This is a genomic window from Bradyrhizobium sp. 21 (genome assembly GCF_023073335.1).
Lineage (GTDB): Bacteria > Pseudomonadota > Alphaproteobacteria > Rhizobiales > Xanthobacteraceae > Bradyrhizobium.
Map to the genome: position 1 here is coordinate 193,880 of NZ_JADPJG010000026.1, position 20,260 is coordinate 214,139.

General features: G+C 62.9%; 23 protein-coding genes. 5 read left to right on the forward strand and 18 right to left on the reverse strand.

Annotated features, from left to right (window positions below; genetic code table 11):
* Positions 1-56: 56 nt before the first annotated feature.
* A complete protein-coding gene (locus IVB31_RS22140; RefSeq protein WP_247327322.1) occupies positions 57-764 on the forward strand; it encodes an outer membrane protein in 708 nt (235 codons plus the stop codon).
* Between the two features lie 280 nt (positions 765-1,044).
* Positions 1,045-1,287: a DUF6719 family protein gene (locus tag IVB31_RS22145; protein WP_247327326.1), complete on the forward strand. Its 243-nt coding sequence runs from the start codon at positions 1,045-1,047 to the stop codon at positions 1,285-1,287.
* A 39-nt stretch (positions 1,288-1,326) separates the two neighbouring features.
* Here the strand turns inward: IVB31_RS22145 and IVB31_RS22150 are convergent, their stop codons facing one another.
* Entirely contained in the window at positions 1,327-1,581 is a 255-nt protein-coding gene (locus tag IVB31_RS22150; protein ID WP_247327341.1) for a hypothetical protein, read from the reverse strand.
* Between the two features lie 303 nt (positions 1,582-1,884).
* Positions 1,885-2,253 (reverse strand): hypothetical protein, encoded by a 369-nt coding sequence (locus IVB31_RS22155; protein WP_247327344.1) that lies wholly within the window; start codon positions 2,251-2,253, stop codon positions 1,885-1,887.
* A gap of 102 nt (positions 2,254-2,355) precedes the next feature.
* Here IVB31_RS22155 and IVB31_RS22160 point away from each other — a divergent pair, with 102 nt between their 5' ends.
* A complete protein-coding gene (locus IVB31_RS22160) occupies positions 2,356-2,520 on the forward strand; it encodes a hypothetical protein (RefSeq protein ID WP_247327346.1) in 165 nt (54 codons plus the stop codon).
* Positions 2,521-2,525: 5 nt separating this feature from the next.
* On the opposite strand, the gene IVB31_RS22165 is transcribed toward IVB31_RS22160, so the two are convergent.
* Positions 2,526-2,717, reverse strand: a complete 192-nt coding sequence (locus IVB31_RS22165; RefSeq protein ID WP_247327348.1) for a hypothetical protein — start codon at positions 2,715-2,717, stop codon at positions 2,526-2,528.
* A gap of 246 nt (positions 2,718-2,963) precedes the next feature.
* Here IVB31_RS22165 and IVB31_RS22170 point away from each other — a divergent pair, with 246 nt between their 5' ends.
* Positions 2,964-4,661 carry a HAMP domain-containing methyl-accepting chemotaxis protein gene (locus IVB31_RS22170; protein WP_247327350.1) on the forward strand — a complete coding sequence of 566 codons (1,698 nt, stop codon included), beginning with the start codon at positions 2,964-2,966 and terminating at the stop codon, positions 4,659-4,661.
* 217 nt (positions 4,662-4,878) lie between these two features.
* Here the strand turns inward: IVB31_RS22170 and IVB31_RS22175 are convergent, their stop codons facing one another.
* Both IVB31_RS22175 and IVB31_RS22180 read right to left on the reverse strand, forming a co-directional pair.
* A complete protein-coding gene (locus IVB31_RS22175) occupies positions 4,879-5,058 on the reverse strand; it encodes a hypothetical protein (protein WP_247327352.1) in 180 nt (59 codons plus the stop codon).
* Positions 5,059-5,093: 35 nt separating this feature from the next.
* Entirely contained in the window at positions 5,094-5,255 is a 162-nt protein-coding gene (locus IVB31_RS22180) for a hypothetical protein (RefSeq protein WP_247327353.1), read from the reverse strand.
* A gap of 276 nt (positions 5,256-5,531) precedes the next feature.
* Here IVB31_RS22180 and IVB31_RS22185 point away from each other — a divergent pair, with 276 nt between their 5' ends.
* A complete protein-coding gene (locus IVB31_RS22185) occupies positions 5,532-6,014 on the forward strand; it encodes a PRC-barrel domain-containing protein (protein ID WP_247327355.1) in 483 nt (160 codons plus the stop codon).
* A gap of 200 nt (positions 6,015-6,214) precedes the next feature.
* On the opposite strand, the gene IVB31_RS22190 is transcribed toward IVB31_RS22185, so the two are convergent.
* From IVB31_RS22190 to IVB31_RS22250, 13 genes are read right to left on the reverse strand one after another with little or no spacing between them, the layout of a single operon-like run.
* Entirely contained in the window at positions 6,215-6,457 is a 243-nt protein-coding gene (locus tag IVB31_RS22190; protein WP_247327365.1) for a cytochrome C oxidase subunit IV family protein, read from the reverse strand.
* 53 nt (positions 6,458-6,510) lie between these two features.
* Complete coding sequence (locus tag IVB31_RS22195; protein ID WP_247327369.1) at positions 6,511-7,155, reverse strand: cytochrome c oxidase subunit 3 family protein; 645 nt, start codon at positions 7,153-7,155, stop codon at positions 6,511-6,513.
* A complete protein-coding gene (locus IVB31_RS22200) occupies positions 7,152-8,825 on the reverse strand; it encodes a cbb3-type cytochrome c oxidase subunit I (RefSeq protein ID WP_247327372.1) in 1,674 nt (557 codons plus the stop codon). Before IVB31_RS22200 ends, IVB31_RS22195 begins: the two co-directional genes overlap by 4 nt.
* Complete coding sequence (coxB, locus tag IVB31_RS22205) at positions 8,818-9,759, reverse strand: cytochrome c oxidase subunit II (RefSeq protein ID WP_247327375.1); 942 nt, start codon at positions 9,757-9,759, stop codon at positions 8,818-8,820. Before coxB ends, IVB31_RS22200 begins: the two co-directional genes overlap by 8 nt.
* Positions 9,756-10,529 (reverse strand): SCO family protein, encoded by a 774-nt coding sequence (locus tag IVB31_RS22210; RefSeq protein ID WP_247327378.1) that lies wholly within the window; start codon positions 10,527-10,529, stop codon positions 9,756-9,758. The genes coxB and IVB31_RS22210 overlap by 4 nt, the downstream gene beginning before the upstream one ends.
* Positions 10,526-10,930, reverse strand: a complete 405-nt coding sequence (locus IVB31_RS22215; RefSeq protein ID WP_247327381.1) for a hypothetical protein — start codon at positions 10,928-10,930, stop codon at positions 10,526-10,528. Before IVB31_RS22215 ends, IVB31_RS22210 begins: the two co-directional genes overlap by 4 nt.
* The gene (locus tag IVB31_RS22220; protein ID WP_247327384.1) at positions 10,920-11,990 is read right to left on the reverse strand and encodes a hypothetical protein; all 1,071 of its coding nucleotides are present in this window, start codon (positions 11,988-11,990) and stop codon (positions 10,920-10,922) included. Before IVB31_RS22220 ends, IVB31_RS22215 begins: the two co-directional genes overlap by 11 nt.
* A complete protein-coding gene (locus IVB31_RS22225; protein WP_247327393.1) occupies positions 11,987-12,517 on the reverse strand; it encodes a cytochrome c in 531 nt (176 codons plus the stop codon). The genes IVB31_RS22220 and IVB31_RS22225 overlap by 4 nt, the downstream gene beginning before the upstream one ends.
* Positions 12,514-13,032: a DUF3341 domain-containing protein gene (locus tag IVB31_RS22230; protein WP_247327395.1), complete on the reverse strand. Its 519-nt coding sequence runs from the start codon at positions 13,030-13,032 to the stop codon at positions 12,514-12,516. The genes IVB31_RS22225 and IVB31_RS22230 overlap by 4 nt, the downstream gene beginning before the upstream one ends.
* The gene (gene nrfD / locus IVB31_RS22235; protein WP_247327398.1) at positions 13,029-14,396 is read right to left on the reverse strand and encodes an NrfD/PsrC family molybdoenzyme membrane anchor subunit; all 1,368 of its coding nucleotides are present in this window, start codon (positions 14,394-14,396) and stop codon (positions 13,029-13,031) included. The genes IVB31_RS22230 and nrfD overlap by 4 nt, the downstream gene beginning before the upstream one ends.
* Positions 14,393-17,248, reverse strand: coding sequence for a 4Fe-4S dicluster domain-containing protein (locus IVB31_RS22240; RefSeq protein WP_247327417.1), 2,856 nt, complete (start codon positions 17,246-17,248; stop codon positions 14,393-14,395). Before IVB31_RS22240 ends, nrfD begins: the two co-directional genes overlap by 4 nt.
* Complete coding sequence (locus tag IVB31_RS22245) at positions 17,236-17,889, reverse strand: cytochrome c3 family protein (protein ID WP_247327424.1); 654 nt, start codon at positions 17,887-17,889, stop codon at positions 17,236-17,238. The genes IVB31_RS22240 and IVB31_RS22245 overlap by 13 nt, the downstream gene beginning before the upstream one ends.
* Before the next feature lie 27 nt (positions 17,890-17,916).
* Positions 17,917-20,214: an FdhF/YdeP family oxidoreductase gene (locus IVB31_RS22250; RefSeq protein ID WP_247327427.1), complete on the reverse strand. Its 2,298-nt coding sequence runs from the start codon at positions 20,212-20,214 to the stop codon at positions 17,917-17,919.
* Between the last annotated feature and the right edge of the window lie 46 nt (positions 20,215-20,260).

Genomic DNA, 20,260 nt, shown 5'->3' on the forward strand with positions numbered 1-20,260 from the left:
CCCAATTCACGCCACGTTGTTTCCTGAGTGTCGTAAATGAAAGAACGGGGATGACCATGAAGACGATTTTGCTGGGCGCGGTCGCTCTGCTTGCGCTGGCGGCGCCAGCCGCCGCAGCCGACATGCAGCCGCGCACCTACACCAAGGCGCCGGCCTATACGCCGCCGCAGGTGATCTACAACTGGACCGGTTTCTACATCGGCGGCCATGTCGGCGGCGCGTTTGCCGGCGACAGCAGCTTCCAGTCGAGCGACGCGCGCTTCCTGGGCGGCGTGCAGGGCGGCTTCGACTACCAGTTCGCGCCCAATTGGGTGGTGGGCATCGAGGCCCAGTATTCCTGGCTGCCGACCAACAACAACGGTGTCACGTTCCCGCTGGGCACGCAGGTGACCTCCAACACCGACCAGATCGGGTCGGTGACCGGTCGCCTCGGCTACACCTGGGGACCGGCGCTGCTCTACGCCAAGGGCGGTTACGCCTGGCGCAATGGCGGCCTCGGCGTCAACGTCGCCGGCGTGCCGCAAGGCTTCACCACCACCGGGAACAGCAAGGACGGCTACACCGTCGGCGCCGGCCTCGAATACATGTTCGCGCCGAACTGGTCCGCCAAGGCCGAGTACCAGTACTACAACTTTGGCAGCACGACCTTCACCTCCGGGCCCGCCGATATCGTCGGCGTCCGCGGACGGGAAGACGAGCATACCGTCAAGGTCGGCGTGAACTATCGCTTCGGCTGGGGCGGACCGTCAGCCTCGCGCTACTGAGCCACCAGCGGCAACTCATGATCTGACAAAGGCCGGCTTCCCGCTGGCCTTCGTTTGCCAGCCCGGGTCTGCCAGCATCCGGTCTGCCAGCCTCCGATTGCCAGCGTCTGTTTGCAATGCGTGAACCATCTGGCGCGTCATTTGCAAGCAAACGATCCGGCGCGCGTCTTCTCACGCGCGTCATGGAGCCGGCGTAAAGCAAAAATAATTTTTGCGACTTACGGAACTCGTGCTCCGCAACGCGTTATATGAGAATTACCGGGCTGGTGGGACGACGGACATGCGTATCTTGGTGTCGGCAGTGGTGCTCTCGTTCTTCGCCTGTCTGCCGTGCTCTGCCCAAACAATCCTCAAATCCGAGCCTCTGATGTTGGCACCCTATGAGGTGGCCTTCGTCAAGGACGCTGCTTGCCCCTCCGGGAAGGTGCTGAAGGTCACCGGCGCGATCCGTGGGCTGCATCGCCGGAAGGCCTGCGTGGCCTTGGCGGGCGAGCAGGCCTCGCTCGCGACCGCGACGCCCTGAGGTTCCCGGCTCTCGCTTTGCCCGGCTTGCAGCCGGATCCTACGAATTCAGCTCAAGCTCCATCCTGGACTGTCGATCCGCCTCGGCCTTGTTCTTGGCGGGGTCCTCGCCCTTGGCCGCACGGCACGGCTTGATCTCGTAATCATTGTCGAGCACCCGGCGTGGCCCATGGCGATCGTCATCGGCACTGACATCCACGACCAGGCCGCTTAGCTGCGCGAGCTTCCAGACGTCGGACTCTTCAGGATAGGCCTTGCTGATCTGGGCGTCGTTGCAGAACAGGGCGTAGGGCATTCTTCCCGCTCCCGGAAAACGCGTTAACGACTTGCGGGGGGCAGCGGTTCCGGCCGGCGGGCCGATCACGCGGCCGTGATCAAGGTGCCGGGCCCTGAGTCCTTAACGAGTCCTGAATCCCGAAAAAAGAATCCTTGGGACTCGTTTGGCGGAATCAGCGGATGTTTTCGGCCATGAGGACCGACCTGAAAACCTCTTGCGGGCACATGCTGCTGCCCCTGACGCTGGCGCTTTTCGGCGCCTGCGCGGCCAATCTCTGGCTGGTGTGGTCCTGGCTCTAGGCCCGCGAGGAGAGACCCGGCTTTATTTTCCAGCCGGTGGACGGGGGGAGGCGTCGCGGATGGCGGCGCGCACCTTGGTCAGGGTGGCCGCGCAATATTCCTCGCGTTCGCGCTCGAACCGCTCCTGATGCTTGCGGAAATTGGCGATGCGGTCCTGGATCTCGGTGCGGACGTCGTAGCGCGGCGGCGGGACAGGTGAGGGCTGTGGCGGCGGAGCGGGCTGGAGCGGCTCGATCCCGACGACGGTCTTGACCGAGACGATCTCCACCGACGCGGCCGCCACTGCCATCGGGGTCTCCGGAGGATGGAGATCATCCTTTTTGCCGGTTACCGATTGGACGAAGGCCAATGTCTGCGCGATGAGCGCGTCGCGTTCCCTGATCCACTTCATGGGGCACCTTTGTTGTGGCTATTTCAGCAAAGCTGGCGGGCCGAATCAAGAAGGTGCCTGGAGGGGGATTGCATATTTTTCCCGACCGCCCGACAGTGAGGAATGGATGCCAAAGTCGACCATTCGGAGGAAGCGCAGGGCTTGAGGCTCGTCCGCGCGTTCCTGTCGCTGTCGCCCGAGCAACGGGCAGAGGTGATCACGTTCGTGGAGGAATTGGCGCGCGCCCAAGGCGGGTCCGAGGAGGGCGCGGAGGTCTCGCCGACGTGAGCGCGCTATCGCTCCCGCGGATTGAGGTTGGGCTCGAACGGCGCCCCGACCACCCGAACCGGTGCCGGAGCGGCCACGTCGATCGCCGCCCGTTCGGCCATCTGCTTTGCCGGAGCCGGCCCCGGTGTCAGTTCGAACAGCGCAACTGTGCCGGCCACGGCGCCACAGCACAGCGTCACTGTCGCCAGCAGAAACATGTTTCGGTTTTCTTCTCTGATCCGCATGGACTGACAACGGCTGACGCCGGCGAGCGGTTCCGCGCCGGCCCTGACCGGGATCGCCACCCGGCCGGGCCGAACCTTACGCCAGGCTTACGCCGGGGCGTCAGAAGGTTATTTTTCCGTAATACGACCCGGGACATTTGGTATCAAATCTTAACATCCGCCGGTTCCAATGCACGACGCTGGGATTATGCGTCGGCGAAAACCATTGGGACGGCTGCGATGAGCGTTTTGAACAATCTGAAAATCGTGTCGAAGGTCGCGCTGATCGTGGCCGTAATGGGCTGTGCGATGATCGCTGTCGCTACCTTCGGCGCGCACGAACTCTCCGCGACCGTGGACGGGTTCAGCGAGCTCGCCGCCTCGCAGTCCTCGGCGCTCAACCTGACGCGGGCCCAGCGCCGCGCCGAGACCTATCATGCGGCGCTCTATGCGGTGCTCACCGAGGCGACGGAGGCGGGCAACGCCAACCGCCTCAAGACGGCGACCCAGAACCGCGATGAAATCCGTCAATTCCTGGACGCGGCGGAGCAGGACGATCCGGCGCGCGCGAGCCAGATCAAGAGCATCGGCGATCAATTGAAGGCGGTGTTCGCCGGCTGTGATCCGGTACTGAAGGCGGGCTCGCAGGCAAGCACCCCGGAAGAGAATGCCAAGGCGGCCGATCGTGCGCACAAGGAGTGCGACCCGGTGATGGACGCGGCTCTCGCACGCATCGTCCAGTTCGTGACCGAGACGGCCCAGGCAGTTTCCAAGCGCAAGGACGCCATCAACCGCGACGCCAGATCCGCGACCTGGACCGTGATCGGCGTCAGCGCCGGCGGCCTGATCGTGGGCATCGCGATCGCGCTGTTCATCGGCCTCAATGCGATGTCTCGGCCGATTGCCCGCCTCAAGCTCGCCATGGAGGGCCTTGCCCGCAACGATCTCAAGACCGAGGTGCCCGAGAAGGACCGGCGCGACGAGATCGGCGACATGGCCAGGACGGTCGAAATCTTCAAGACCAACGGGCTCGAGGTCGAGCGCCTCAAGGTCGCCCAGGTCGAAGTCGAGCGTCAGGCCGCCGAGCAGCACAAGGCCGACATGGTCAAACTTGCCGATGGCTTCGAACGGGCGGTTGGCGAGATCATCGAGACGGTGGGTTCGGCGTCCACCGAGCTCGAAGCGTCGTCCTCGACGCTGGCCAGCACCGCGCAGCGCGCGCAGGAGCTGACCTCGGTCGTTGCCGTCGCCTCGGGTGAAGCCACCGGCAACGTGCAGTCGGTTGCCACCGCCACGGAGGAGCTGTCCTCCTCGGTCAACGAGATCAGCCGGCAGGTGCAGGAATCCGCGCGCATGGCGGGCGAAGCCGTCACCCAGGCCCGCACCACGACGGAGCGCGTCAGCGAGCTCTCGGTTGCGGCCACGCGCATCGGCGACGTCGTCGAGCTGATCAACACCATTGCGGGCCAGACCAATCTTCTGGCGCTCAACGCCACGATCGAGGCGGCACGTGCCGGCGAGGCAGGCCGCGGCTTCGCGGTCGTTGCGTCCGAGGTGAAGACGCTTGCCGAGCAGACCGCGAGAGCGACCGGCGAGATCAGCCAGCAGATTTCCGGCATCCAGACCGCGACCCAGGAATCCGTCAACGCGATCCGCGACATCTCCGCGACCATCGAGCGGCTGTCGGAGGTCTCCTCGACCATCGCAGCCGCCGTCGAGGAGCAGGGCGCCGCGACCCAGGAGATCTCGCGCAACGTGCAGCAGGCCGCGCGCGGTACCCAGCAGGTCTCCACCAACATCACCGACGTGCAGCGCGGCGCGGCCGAGACCGGCTCGGCCTCCTCGCAGGTGCTCTCCACCGCCAAGATGCTGGCGACCGACAGCAACCGGCTGAAGGACGAAGTCGGGAAATTCCTCCGCACCGTGCGCGCCGGTTAAGTCTGCGCGGCGGCGTCCGTCCGCCGCGCGCTATAGCGCTCGCAGCAAACCAAGCGCTCGCCATCGCTGAAGCCGAGGGTTTAGCCAGTTGCGGGCTTAGCTGCTCAGCAGCGGGCGCGGCGCCAGCCCCGGTGATCCGGGCTGACCGCGTCACGGATAGAAACAGGAGGGCGGCGGTAAAACTTTTTCCTACCGCCGCCGGACGTTCTTTGCCGCGTCAATATCCATACTGGCCGGGGCAGACCCAAGCGCCGTAGGAATTGTAATAGCAGCTATTGTTGTAATAGCCGTAGCTGCCATACGCGGCCGCGCCTACCGCGGCGGCTCCGACCGCCGCAGCGCCGTATCCACGATAGCCACGGTAGACACCGCCACGATAGGCAGCGCCGCGGTACACGCCTGCACGAGCGGCTGTGCGTGCGTATGGATGCCTCACCATTCGATTGGCCACGTGTGCACGGCCGCCGCCATAACGGCCAGCGTGCACCGCACCACCTCGGTGCCCACCAGCATGAAAGCCGCCACCGTGAAATCCTCCTCCGCCACCACGAAAGCCGCCACCTCCTCCACGTCCGCCACGGGCGAGCGCGTCATCGGGAACTAGGCTTGCGATGGAAAGAATGACTGCGGCGAGGCCAATGAGAGCATATCGAAACATAGGCTTTCTCCGATCATTGGGAGTGCCTGCTTCCGTAGGTGATGCCGCATCAGGAAACAGGCACCGCGCCATCATTTGGCGCTCGATGAGTTCCAGATTGACTTAAATCAATCAATCACCTTCGAGGGTCGTCTGCATCATAATTCTGCGGAGCCGTCGACGATCGTAAGGTCAATCCAAAGCGGAGACGCAGGGCCGTCCGGAACGTGACCTTGGCAGACGACGGGCAGATTGATTCTTTGCTCGTCGAAGGCTTCAGAACGAAGGATGAGCCGGAGTTCATCTCCCGAATTCCTTTCAACCGGGTGCTGCGCCCGCTTCCCGAAGGAGCTATCGTGGCCGACTTTTCCGATTTGAGGTCGCGAGAATACGGCCTCTTTGTTGACCCTGATCAGGCCCAAGCAGAGCCGCACGAATTCTCGGTCTCCAAGGTCATCGGAGATTATGCGCGGCTGCAGGCAGGCCAAGGCTATGGCTATGTCTCCGACCTCGTTTTCGACAGCGGCGGAAAGCTCGCGGCGGTTGTGATATCCCGCGAGGCGTCCGTTGGCGGGGGCACCTATGCCTTCCCTTACCCGGGCCAAACGGGGCGATGGAGCCCGAACCTAAGCTATTATGGTCTGCCTTACGTCACAGCAGAGCAAGCAAACAAAGCCGGTCTGCGGCTCGATATGAAGGAGTTTCAGAACTCGTGAACCACCAACGTCCGCCTGATGGTCCCCGGCGGTGTGCCTCACGGAGAGGCGCATGGCTTCACGAGCGAACTGGTGCAGTCACCTTTTTGAGCGCAGCGAAAGTTCTCCTCTCCCAAGCTTGCGTTCGAAGGTGGCTGCACCAGAGCGCTTCACTGCGTGCGGGGTAGCAGAAGGTACCCAAAAGTGAGTGCTCCCGTGCGTTAGATGCGTACGAGAACATCAGCGAAGGTCAATGCGAACATCGCGATCACGAAAACAAGCCCCGAGATCGCCGCGATCCGGATCAGCGGCTTCGCTGAGGCGAGTTGCATGAAGAGCAAGACGACGAGGGTCGATTTCACCCCCGCAATGATGATGCCGCTGGCTGTTGTCATTCGGCCCATGGGAACATAGGCGACGACGAGGCTGAGCAGGAGGAGTGCGAGGAGCGCTGCCCAGATCAAGAGGTTCCTCGCCCATAGGCGGCGCACAATACCGCCTGATTCACCTTGCCTGTTCATGATGCACGCCCCGGCAAATAGATCAGCGGATAGAGGAAGATCCAAACGATATCGACCAGATGCCAGTAGAGGGCTGTGACCTCGATCTCGGGATTGTCTTTCGCCGGGAGTTGGTGCCGGAGCAGCACCCAGAACAAGCGGCTCACGAGAGCAATCCCGATGGAAAGGTGGATCGCGTGGACGCCCGTGACCAGCCAATAAAATCCATAAAACAGCTGCGCTCCTGGCAGAGACAATGCAAACCCGGCTCCCGGTACGAGCTGCTTATCGATGTCCTCCTTGTACTCGAAGCCCTTGATCACGATGAACGCGAGCCCGAGCAACGCGGTGAGCATGAGGCACACGAGGACGAGCCGTCGCAGTCGCGCAGGCGTTTCGGACGCTTGCGAAGCCATGGCCATGGTGAGGCTGCTCGTCAACAGCACGGCGGTATTGATCGTGCCGTACCAGATATTTGTCTCCCTCCCGGCTGCAGCGAACGCCTCTGGATGCTCGATTCGACAAACCGTGTAAGTCAGCATCAGCGCCCCGAAGAACAGGGTCTCGCTGGCGAGGAAAACCCATATGCCGAACTTGCCTGCCTCGCGCTGCCGGCCGAAATCCAACCAGGGTTCTCTCAGCAGTGCGCTTTCGTCGCTCATCGCGTTTCTCTTGCGTTTTGCATTTCGGGAGGATCGGTTCCAGCCGACATGCCTTCGGCGTGGTAGTCATACGGGGCGCGATCTACTCGGGGCTGCCTGTCAAAATTCTTCGGGGGAGGCGGAGAACCCGTGGTCCACTCCAGCCCTGTCGCGCCCCAAGGGTTCTTCGCGGCCTTTCCGCCGTAGAACAGGGACCAGGTGAGATATCCCAGAGGCAACAAGTAGGCGATGGCGAGGACCGCCGCTCCCGCAGACGACATGACATTGTAGATCTGAAACTCCGCCGGATAGGTATGGTAGCGGCGCGGCATGCCGAGGTACCCGGCGAAGAATTGCGGCAGGAATGTCATGTTGAAGCCGGCATACATGAGGATGGCCGCGAACTTCGCCCAGCTCTCCGGATAGAGCTTGCCTGTGACCTTGGGCCACCAGAAGTGGAGCCCGGCAAAGAAGGCGGACACCGATCCGCCCACCATGATGTAGTGGAAGTGCGCGACGACGAAGTAGGTGTCGGTGACATGGATGTCCACCGGGATCGAGGCGAGGAACAGCCCGGAGAGCCCGCCGGTCGTAAACAGACCAACGAAGCCAAGCGCATACAGCATCGGCGATTCGAAGCTGATCTGACCGCGATACAGCGAAGCGGTCCAGTTGAAAACCTTGATTGCCGACGGCACGGCGATGATGAAGGAGAGGAAGGAGAACACGAGGCTGGCCAGGGCTGACTGTCCGGAGACGAACATGTGGTGGCCCCAGACGAAGAATCCGACGCCCGCAATCGCAAGCATGGCATAGACCATGAAGTCGTATCCGAAAATTCGCCGCCTCGCGAAGCATGGGATTATTTCGGACACGACGCCCATCGCCGGCAGGACCATGATGTAAACCGCCGGATGCGAGTAGAACCAGAACAGGTGCTGGAACAGGATCGGATCGCCGCCGCGAGCCGGATCGAAGATCGGCAAGCCCAGCACGCGCTCCGCGATCACGAGCAGGAGCGAGATGGCGAGCACCGGGGTGGCAAGCACCATGATCAGCGACGTCGCGTAGATCGCCCAGACGAACAGCGGCAGCCGGAACCAGGTCATGCCGGGAGCACGAAGCATGTGGGTGGTCGCGATGAAGTTCACTCCCGTGGCGATGCTGGCAAAGCCGACAACGAACACGCCCGCGGCCGCAGCGAAGACGTGGCTGTTGGAGAACATCGACGAATAAGGCGTATAGAACGTCCAGCCGGTGTCGACGCCTCCGGCGACGAGGGCATAAACGGTGAAAGCCCCGGCAGCGACGGTCAAATACCAGCTGAAAAGATTGAGGCGCGGAAACGCGACATCGGGCGCGCCGATCATCAGCGGCAGCAGGAAATTGCCGAAAGTATTCGGGATCGACGGCACCAGGAAGAACCAGACCATGATGATCCCGTGGAACGAGAACAGCTTGTTGTAAGTGTCCGACGTCAACAGCCATCCGTTCGGCTGGAACAGCTCGAGCCGAACGGCGGTGATTGCGGCTCCTCCCATGAAAAAGAAGAACGTAATGGTGATCGCATAGAGGATTGCGATGCGCTTGTGGTCGGTCGTGGCAAGCCAGGACGAGATCGTCGAGCCGTGGCGGAGATAATCGGGGCGTGGCGGAAGCGGCAGCTCCCCGGCGAGCAGGGCGTCAGTCATTTTGCTGCTCCTCCCTGAGCGAGCGGATGTAGGCGGTGAGGCTCTGGATCTCTCCGTCGTCGAGCAGCCCTTTGAAGCTCGGCATGATCGGCTCAAATCCGGCCACGACGTCGCGGTTCGGCTGCAGCATCGAATCGCGGATGTAGGCATCGTCCGCGGAAACGGTGCGTCCATCCGCCAGCTGCACCGCGCGGCCGTAGAGACCCGTCAGGCGCGGCGCGTGGACGTTCGAGGAGACGGCGTGGCAGCCCGAGCATCCCTGCGACACGAACAGCCTGGCGCCCTCATGGGCAAGATCGTCGCCCTCCGGCTGCTGGACCAGCCATTTGGCATAGTCATCCTGTCGCATGATCACGATCTTGCCGCGCATCATGGAATGGTTCGTGCCGCAATACTCAGCGCAGAGCAGTGGAAAGGTGCCGGTTTTGCTGGCCTGAAACCAGATGTCAGTGTCGCGGCCAGGCAGCACGTCCTTCTTGACCCGAAACGCGGGGACGAAGAAGGAATGGATCACGTCCTGCGAGCTCATCAGGAGATGGACGGGCTTATCCAGCGGCACGTGAAGGGCATTGATCTCACGCGCGCCGTTCGGATGTTGCGTCTTCCACATCCACTGCTTGGCGATGACGTGGATTTCAAGTGCGCCCGTGGGCGCGGCAAGGCTGCTGAGGTCAGCGGAAGATGCCCACCAGAATAGGAAGGCGAACGTCAGCAACGTCGCGACCGTCCAACCGATTTCGAACTCGCGGCTGAGAATCTCAGGCATCGGGCCGCGCTTGGCGGGAGATCCGCGCCGATATCGAACGGCAAACAGCAGGATGAGCCCGAAGACGAGGACCACGGTCGCCCCGGAAAGGAAGAGCAGAAGATAGAAGATGTGATCAACCGTGACGGCGTGTGTGCTCGCTTCCGGCAGCCTGAATAACGAATTCATGCCGAGGCTCCCCGACGCCTGCTGCGGACCAGCATCAGCCCGACGAGGGCGGCCATGATGGCAACCGTGGATGCTCCGAAAATCTGCAGGACCGTTGTGATCCTGCGGGTGTAGAGTCCGTGTACCGCGTCAAATCCATAGCAGAGCAGCGCGATGCGTCCGGAGAGTCCACCGATCCGCCCGTCACCGGCATCCAACAGAGCGAGGCGAAGGTCACCGGGCTGCAGCGCGAGGCTGGACAGCGCGCGGACGACCCGTCCGTCGGGCGCGAGCGTGACGAAGGCTGCCGGATGCGCAATCGCGTTATGCTTATCGTCGGTTTCGGTATGGTATCCGATTGCACCGAGCAGCGCGGCAACAGTCTCCTGCGATCCTGTCAGGACCGATGTTCCTGTGCCCCCGATCTGTCCCTGGGTAAAGCGGCGGGCGTCGTCAATGGTGTCGCGCGGATCGATGCCGACAACGACGAGGCTGTAGTCGCGTCCTGCGATAAACCCGGTCTGCTGCAGCGCCGAGCTTGCGATCGTCAGCGCAGGCCCGCAAATCTGCTTGCAGGTGAAGTCCGCTGGAAGGAGCAGGGTCGGACGTCCGTCGATCGCATCGCCAAGGGTGACGGTGTAACCGCCGACGGCCCTAAACTGCAGGGATAACGGAACGCGGGCGCCCTGAGGAGGATCGAACCCGACGCGCCCGATCTGCTCCTCGGTCAAACCGGCATGCGCGAGCCCCGGCCAGAGCGCAAGGGCCATGATGAAGATGGACCGCCTCATGGATTGCCTCCACTCGCACCTGGCGGAGGTGCGGGTGCGGGTCGAAGGGCGTCGTAGGCGTGCTGGCCCCGTCCTGCGACCAGCTGCATCGCCTGATCGATCGGGATGCGGGCGATGTTGTGGTCGCGATCGACCCAGGCATAAGTGGTGAGCCTCGCTCGCTGGGCGGCCTCGAACCGGGTCAGGTCGTCCTCCGGCGAGGTCTGGAGCTCGGGCGAGGGAAACCGGTTTTCTAGGCGGGGCGTGAATGCGCCCGGCGCCTCGCTATTCAGGAACAGCAGAATTCCCGCAATCGCGGCGCCCACGAAGAGCAAGAAGCTGCCGACGATGGCGAGAACGGCGCGGTTGTCTATGCCGGCCGTTTCTGGCAGCGCGCGGCTGCCCATCTCCTCATTCGGCATGGCGCACCTCTGCGGATGCGGTGCCCTGCCCAAAGAGGACCGAAGCCACGGTCAAGGTGAGGAGGGCGCCGAGAGCGGTGAGTGCAACATGAACTTGCGCGGAAAATGCCGGCACCAGGAGCCAAGCGAAGTGCATGACAGTGCCGAAGAACAGCAACAGGCCGACTATGCGCAAGCCTGCAGGGCTGCGGCGCACGTCCTCCAACAGCAACATCGCAAACGGAAGCACGGCTCCGGTGACGAATGCCACGAGGAGAATGTTGGTCCATACGTCCGTGCTGCGCCTCAGGAACCACTCGGCCTTGTGAGGTAGATCGCCGTACCAGGCCACCACATATGTCATGTATTCGAGGTAGACGACGCCCAGCAGCGTTGCGATCAAAAGGCTGCCGATATCGCTCAGCGCTTTGCCATCGACGTTCGACGTTGCAAGCACGGCGACAACGGCCAGCGCGGCGAGCAGCTGCTGTATTGCAATCATGGAGGCGAAGGCGGTGGAAACGTAATGCGGTTCGACGGAGAGGAACCAATCGACCGCAACCATGCTGATGGTAAGCCCGAAGAACGCAAGTCCGAGCGCGGCCAGTAGCCGTCCACCTAGTTTAAGACCGAAAGTCACTCCGAGCACGGACCATCCGATCAATGCGATCACGGCACGCAGGACAAACCACGGCTGGCCGAGGTACCAGCGCGCAATGTCGGGCCTGATCTGGCTGGCATCCGCGGCCCAGGGGTAGATGTCAGTCAGTCCGGCGAGAACGGGGACGAAGGCGATGGCGACGAGGGGCACCATAAGTGCGAGGGGTCGCAGCACCGGTCCGGCCGCAAAGCCCCAGCGGCCGCCGGTCAAGCGATGAATCAGCAGCAGCGTCATGCTGCCGATGGGGGCGCAGCTCCAGATCGCAAATCCCAAGAGCCAGCCCTGGAGCAGGCTCGGATAGGGGCCGAGTCTCCCGGCCGCGAGCACGAGGCCAGAAGCGAGCAAGATCACCACGAGGCCCGCTGCAATTCGCGGCGTCCAAATTGCTCTGAGGGCAGGGCGGCGGAGCACGGCGGTCACGGCAGCTTGCTCCTCAGCTCCGGGACGTCGGCGACGTCGGCGTGTTGCGACTGCTGCAGCGCGCGGATATAGGCGGTGATCGCCCAGCGGTCGCGCGGCTCGACGCGCGCAGCGTAGGAATACATCACGCCGTAGCCATGAGTGATCACGTCGAAGAAGTGTTGAGCATCGGCCGAGCGGAGGCGCGCGGAATGGTAGGACGGGGGTGCGGGAAAGCCACGCTGCACGATCATGCCATCGCCATGGCCGGACAACCCGTGACACGGGGAGCAATAGATATCGTAGCGCTCGCGGCCGCGGGCCAGCAGCGCCATGTCGACCGCGGGCGGCTTGGTGATCTGCTGCAAACGGTCGAGATCGCCCTGTGCAACGACCCCTTGCGGTAAGGTCTGGGCTTCGGTGCCATCCTTGAACAGCGCAGCCTTCGAGAACGTGCCGTAGCGATTCTGCTGAGACATGGAATGATCGCCACAGCCGGTGAGCGCCGATGATAGCAACAGCAGCCATGGCAGCGCGCGGGCGGTCATGGCGTGCGCAGCTCCGTGACCGCGACGGCGCCGGCGTCGCGGAGGACCGTCCTCAGCTCGTTCGGGTCGCCGTCAGAAGCGGCCAGCAGGAAGTAGCGATCCTGCGTTGCGCGTTCGAAGCTCGGAATCTCGAACATTGCATCGTGGAGACGAGGCAGGCGGCACGACCAAAAAAAGGTGATGGCGCCGGCGAGTGCGGCCGCGAGGACACCGACCTCAAACGGCACCAGCAGGAACACCTGCCAGGAGTTCAGTGGCCGGCCGCCGCTGTTGATGGGATAGTCGATCACCGCGCTGTACCATTGCAGTGCGAAAGCGAATGCTGCAGCTCCGAGGCCGCCGGCAAGCATCACACCGCGAATTGCGGATCGGCCCTGCCCAAGCTGTTCGGCGAGCCCTGCGATCGGATAAGGCGCGAATGCTTCGAGTGCGGCGTGTCCCGCCGTACGCACGCGCTCTAGCGCCGCCTTCAGCGCTTCACCGTCGAGGAATTCCGCCACAAGCTTAGCCGTCATGCCGCGGCCTCCTGATGGGCGAGCTCGCGCATGTCGAACATCGACACGCTCGGTATCAGCCTGATGAAGATCAGGAACAGAAAGGCGAAAAGCCCGACCGGCGCGATGAGGAAGCTCCAGTCCCAGAAAGTGAAGTGGAAACTGCGCCAGAGCGAGGGCATGTAACCGTGCGAAAGCGTGTTCCAGACGATGAGGATCCGCTCCAGCCACATCCCTATGTTGATCGCGATAGCAACAGGAATCAGAATGAAGAGCGACCGTCGTGCGACGGGCCACCACAGCAACTGCGGGATGAGGCAGTTGCAGGCAAGTAAGGCCCAGTACAGCGGCGCGTAGGTTCCAGTGAATTCGAAGCGAACCACCTCGCGGTCGGCATGCTCACCGCCGTACCAGCCCATGAACCACTCCGTCGCATAGGAATAGAACATGACGATGGAAGCCATCAGCAGGATGCGGGCCATCACTTCGAAGTGGCGGCGGGTGATAATAGCCTGAAGGCTGAGGCCCCAGCGGATCGCCGCCGCCAGCACCACGACCATCGCGAATCCGGAGTACATTGCGCCGACGACGAAGTAGGGTGGGAAGATGCTCTCCTGCCAACCGGGCATCAGGCTCGCCGCGAAGTCGAGACCGACGATCGAGTGCACCGAGCAGACCAAAGGCACGCCGAGGGCGGCCATCGTGGTATGCAGTGTCTGCAACCGCGACCACTCGCGCGACGAGCCGCGCCATCCCAGCGCAAATGCGCCGTAGAGTAGTTGGCCGGCACGGCGGGGCGTGCGGTCGCGCATGGTCGCAAGGTCGGGGATCAGGCTGACATACCAGAACAGAATGGAGAAGAGCAGGTAGCTGACGATGGCCCAGAAGTCCCACACGAGGGCGCTGCGCCATTGCGGCCAAAGCGCCATGGTGTTCGGATATGGCGCGAGCCAATAGGCGTAAAGTGGTCGACCGAGGTGAACGATGGGCATCAGCCCGGCGATCGCAACCGCAAACAGCGTCATGGCTTCCGCGAAGCGATTGATCGAGGCGCGCCATCTTTGTCGAGTGAGCAGCAGCATCGCCGAAATCAATGTGCCTGCATTGCCGATTCCGATCCACCAGACGTAGTTGGCGATCGCGACTCCCCAGACGATGGTGGAGTTGATGCCCCAGATGCCGATGCCCTGGTAGAACAGCCACGCGATTGCAACGAACAGCCAGAGCACGAACGGCAGGGTGATCAGGAGGGCCAGCCACCATGTTTTGCCGAACCCGGTGAAGAGCGGATCAGCCACCGCCTGGGTAACTGAGGCGTCGCCCGCCCGCGCGGCCGAGATCCAGCGGTGCGCCGGTGGATGCTGGGGAAGGAGAACTTCGCTCATGTCCGCCCCTCCGGGTTCAAAGGTGCGGGATTGCGCACATCGGCAAGATAAGTGGTGCGCGGCCGCGTGCCGAGGTGGCCGAGCAAGGCATAGTGGCGCGGGTCGGCCTTCTTGTGGTTGATCTCTGCGTCAGCCTGGTTCAGGTCTCCGAAGCTGATGGCGCGGGTCGGACACGCGTTCTGACAGGCTGTCTGCACCTCGTCTGGACCGAGCGGCCGGTTCTCGCGTTCCGCGGCGCGACGTGCGCCGCTGATGCGCTGGACACAGTAGGTGCATTTTTCCATGACGCCACGGGCGCGAACGGTCACCTCCGGGTTCTTCTGGCCGCGATAGGATTCCGCGCCAAGATTGCCGTATTCCTCGCCGTCGGCATAACCGAAGAAGTTGAAGCGGCGGACCTTGTAAGGGCAGTTCGCCTCGCAGAAGCGGGTGCCGATGCAGCGATTATAGACCTGCGCGTTGAGGCCCTCACCGTCGTGAACGGATGCGGCGACAGGGCAGACGGGCTCGCACGGGGCGTGCTCGCAATGCATGCAGGGTACGGGTTGAAAGCCGATCTGCGGACTGTCCGCCGAGCCATGATCATAGCCATCAACGCGCATCCAATGCATGTCGCGCCCCATCGCAACCTGCTCGGGACCTACCACAGGGACGTTGTTCTCCGCCTGGCAGGAGACCACGCAGGCATTGCAGCCGATGCAGACCGAAGTATCGATCACCATCGCCCAGGCATGCCCGTCGCCGGGCTTCACGCTCGGCGGCATCAGGCTGGGTGGATCCGGGTCGACTGGCCCTGGCAGCGGTTGGCCGAGCTGATACAACGGATAGAGTTCGCGCACATCTTCCGGCGTCCGGACGATGTTCTGAGTCGTAAGGATCGGCTCACGGCGCCCCGTCGGCTGGATCGAGACCTGCGGAAGGTGCCATCGGTTCCCGGACGTCCGGAGTGTATAGGCGTTGGCACCGACGCCACTGCCGATCGCGCCGGCCTTCTGCCGCCCCCCGCCGAGCGTGAGCGCGCCGGCGCCCATGGCGGTCCCGGGATCAGTCAGCACCGGCACCTCGATCGGTCGGCCGTTCGCGGCGACGGTGACGACGTCGCCGGGCGTGAGTCCGAGGCGGGTTGCCTCATCCGGATGCAGCGCGAGCGCATTGCCCCAGACCTGCTTGCTGAGCGGTTTCGGACACTCCTGGAGCCAGGCGTTGTTGGCGTATGAGCCATCCCAGAGGCAAGGATCAGGGCGCAAAACCAGGCTGATCTCGTCATCGCGCTTGTCGTGAGGCTCGGGATCCGCGAGTGGCGGCAGGAGCGGAGCAGCGAGGGAAACAGCAATGGCGCCGCTTCCTGCAATGATCCCGTCGTGCAGCACGCGCTGCCACCATGCCTCGAAATCCGCAGCGGCCGCGGTCCTCCAGGTCTGCCGCACCAATTCGTAAGCGCCCGCGTCTTCTGCGCCGCTCAGCCAGGCGAGAAGCTCGTGCTCGCTGAAGCTCTCGTAGAGCGGCTTGATCAGAGGCTGGATGATGCTGGCCGTCCCGTCACCAGCCCGCAGATCCGACCACGTTTCCAGCCGATGGCTTTGCGGGACATGCCAGTTGGCGATTGCCGCGGTTTCGTCCGCGTACTCGCCCATATGAAGGCGAAAGGCCGCTTTCTGCGCCCGGGCCCCGAAGTGCAGATCGGATGGTGCGTCATAAGCGGGATTGACGCCGATCATGACGAGCTGACGCACGCGGCCGGAGTCCAGATCGCCAGCGAGCTGTTCAAGCGTTCCCGCCTGCTTGCCGGATGGCGTGCGATCAATGGGATCGATGAGCCGAACGGGCGCATCGAGCTGGGCATTGATCCAATGCACCAATGCGTGGACTTCCCTGGACATTGCCGGGCCCGCGATGACGAGCGCCTCGCCCTTGTGGGAGTTCAAGTCGGCTGTGATCTTCCGAAGCAGCAGACGTTCGCGGTCGGCAAGTTCGGTGGCGCTTGCATTCGCGCCGAGCTCCCGCGCGAGGCTCGCCGCGAATCGTTCGATCGCCTCGGGACGAAGCGCCAGACGTTCGTCCGCCTTTGCTCCGGTGAGCGTGAGTGCGCTCTCAAGACAATAGAGACGCGAGAAGGCATTCGGCTCGCCGCGGCTAATTGCGTAGCCGCGGCCAATCCGTATCTGATCGGGGCCATGCCCGAGCGGATCGGCATCGAGCGCGACGATCACCCGGGCCTTTGCGAAATCGGCAATGCTGCGCACAGGCTGGCCATAAGCGAGCTGCCCACCTTCATGCGCGTTATCGTCGTCCGTTGGATCGTACGCGTGCCACGAAGCGGCCGGGAACGCCTGAAGCAGGCCATCGATCTGGCGCAGCAGAGTCGGGGAGGTGGTTCGCCCGGTCAACAAGCGCAGGCCTTTACCCTGGCTGCTGCGGGTCTCGGAGAGTTCGGTCACCAGCGCTCGGTTCAACGCTTCGCGGGGCGCAATCGCGCCATTGTGCAGGATCGTGCGCGAGCGGTCGGGATCATACAGCGAAAGAACGGCTGCTTCAGCGAAAACGTCCGTGGCACCCAGGCTGCCCGGATGACGCGGGTTGCCTTCCACTTTGATCGGCCTGCCGTCAATAGAAGTCACGATCACGCCGCGACCGATCCCCGCCAACGGAAGTGTCGTTGCGAATTTCAGCGGTTCCCCGGGAACGATGCGCTCTGGCATCCTGACATAGGGCAGGATCTGCTCGTCGGGTTTGCTGCAAGCCGCGAGCCCACCCGCCATGCCGGTCGCCAGCAAGCTGAGCGCCTGACGGCGATTGAGCTTGCTGCGCCCGGCAGGATTTGGCCGCGTCGGCAATTCCTTCAGCGGTGGCATATCGTGCAGTCCGTCAAATGCCTCGTGTTGATGTGATAGCGTGCGGCAAGCCTGGGCCCGACCTCGGCCTGGTTCTTCGGGGTCTGCCAGGTTGGATCGAAAACCGCTTCGCGTGGACGCAGGTAACGTTCAGGAGCGCGGTGACAATCGAGACACCATTGCATCGTCAGCGGCGCGGCTTGGCGCATCAGCCGCATCCCGCCCACGTCGCCGTGACAGGTGGTGCATCCAACCCCTTTTGCGACATGGACCGAATGATCAAAATAGACGTAGCCGGGGAGGCGGTGCACGCGCTCCCAGGCCATTGGCTGGTTCTTGCCAAGACTCTCGCGCACCGGCGCGAGCATCTGCGCGTTGGTCCATATCTGCGAATGGCAGGTCATGCAGGTCTCGGTCGGCGGGATGCCGGCAAAGCGCGCGTTCTCCACCGAGGTGTGGCAATACCGGCAGTCCAGGCCGAGACCGGAAACGTGATGCTCGTGACTGAACGGCACCGGCTGGTTCCGCGTGACGTTTTGGTTGGTGATGTAAGGGGATCGCATCACCTCATAGGACAGTCCCACTGCAAGCACCGGCATCGCTCCAATCGCTGCGATCACCACCGTCGCAATCGTGTTCGCGCCGGGACGAAAAAGCTGCATTCATCGACCCCCTGCCGCACGCCTTGCTCACGCGCGGATTCGGACCGGTACCGACTTTGCGGCCGGCGTCTTCGAATGGATGTCGTGGTGCGACAGCGGGATCAGGGGATTCATTTCCGGATAGTAGGCTCCAAGGCATCCATCCGGCAGCTTGAAGGGCGTCACTTTGAGTGGCCCAACCTCACGCGCGATGCCGTCTTCTGCGTCGCTGACGAGATAGACCATCTGGCCATCCTGGAGTCCGGCGCGTGCAATCTCTTCGGGGTTCATCAGCAGCACATCCCGTGTGCCCTCGATCCCCCGCAGGCGATCGCTGTAGCCGTAGATCGTGGTATTGAACTGGTCATTGCTGCGCATCGTGAGCAACCGGAATCGGCCGGGGGCGTCCGCGAAGCCGGTGGAGCTGAGAGTCTCCGGAGCAGTAAATTCCGCCTTGCCGGTTTCCGTCTTCCAGATCCGCTCGCGCGCGGAGTTGCCGCGATAAAAGCCGCCGGGCGTGAACATCCGGTCATTGAAAGCGTGGAATTGGTCCGGATAGGTCTCCGCGATCTCGTTGCGAATGAGATCGTAGTTGCCGACCCATTCGTCCCATTTCAGCTTCGGGTTCGTGGGCAAGGTCGCCGTGGCGAGACCTGCGACGATGGCCACTTCCGATTTCAGGTGCTCGCTCGCAGGCTTGCGCAACCCGATCGAGCCCTGGATGCAGCTGAAAGTATCCTCCATGCTGACGGCTTGCTGCCCGCTTGCCTGGATGTCTTCTTCGGTGCGGCCGAGGCACGGCAAAAGATAGGCGGCCTTGCCCTGCACGAGGTGGCTGCGGTTGAGCTTGGTGGCAATCTGGACCGTCAGCTCCAGTCCGCGCCAAGCTTGTTCCATCTTCGATCGCTCGGGAATGGCACGGACGAAATTACCGCCGAGCCCGATGAACGCCTTGACCTTGCCGGCGAGGACGCCTTCGCAGGTCTCAACGGTGTTCATGCCCTTGTCGCGTGGCGGCTCGAATCCGAATTGCTTGGCGTATTTGTCGAGAGGGACCAATTCAGGCTTCTCGGAGATGCCGACGGTACGCTGGCCCTGGACGTTCGAGTGTCCACGTACGGGCGAGATGCCGGTGCCATCTCGTCCGATGTTGCCCTTCAGGAGCAGCATGTTCACCAGCATCGCCACGTTCTCGAAACCGTGCACGTGCTGGGTCAGGCCCATGCCGTAGATCCCGATCACGCGATCAGCCTCGACATAGACCTGAGCTGCGCCTTCGATGGCCGACCGGCTAAGACCGGATGCGGTCTCGATCTCGCTCCAGTCCGTTGCCCGGACCTTGGCCTCGAACGCTTCGAAGCCGTGGGTGTGCTGTTCGATGAAGGGGGCGTCGAGAACTCTCTTGCCCTGCTGTTTGGCTGCGTCGTCCGCGGCGAAGACGTGCTTGCAAATTCCCATGATGACGGCAATGTCGCCGCCGGCCTTCACCTGGTGATACTGACTGCTGATCTGAGTCGCCTTGCCGGTCAGCATCTCCGTCGGATTCTGTGGATTGACGAAAGTTTCGAGGCCTTTCTCGCGGACCGGATTGAAGGTGATGATCTGGACGCCGCGCCTGGCTGCGTCCTGCAACGGATGCAAAAACCGCGGACTGTTCGACCCGGTATTCTGACCAAAAAAGAACATCGCGTCACAGTTGCTGAGATCGTCGAAGACCACAGTGCCTACGCCCGCGCCGATCAGCTTCTTGAGCGCGACGGACGTCGTCTCGTGACACATGTTGGAACTGTCAGGCAGATTGTTGTTGCCGTAGACCCGCGCGAACAGCGCGTACAGGTACGATGTCTCGAGGCTCGCCCGCCCGGACGAATAGAAAATTACGGATTTCGGATCGAGTGCCTTCAGCTGCGCGCCGATCGCTTGAAATGCTTCGTCCCAGCTACATGGCACATAACAGTCAGTAGCACCGTCATAGCGCAGTGGTTCGGTCAGGCGGCCCTGTTGTTCGAGATCGTAGTCGCTCCAGGAGCGCAGCTCGGTCAGTGTATGCTTGGCGAAGAAATCCGGCTTGCACCGACGCGTGGTCAGCTCCCAGAGAGTAGCCTTGGCGCCATTCTCGCAGAACTCGAAGGCGTGATAGTCGGCCGGCTTGGCCCACGAGCAGGAAACGCACATAAAGCCTTTCGGCTTGTTCTGGCGACGGAGCGTATTCAAGGCCGCCGGCGAGTCCCACTCCTTCCCGAAGATTTGGGCTATCCCTTTGAGGGACCCCCATCCGCCAGATGGACCGTCGTATTCAACCGTCTTTTCTGGGGTCTCGTCACCAGCTTCGTGTGGTCGTGCCATGATCTTGCTTCTCTTCGGGAACCGGCCAGCCTGTGCCTCGCCAACG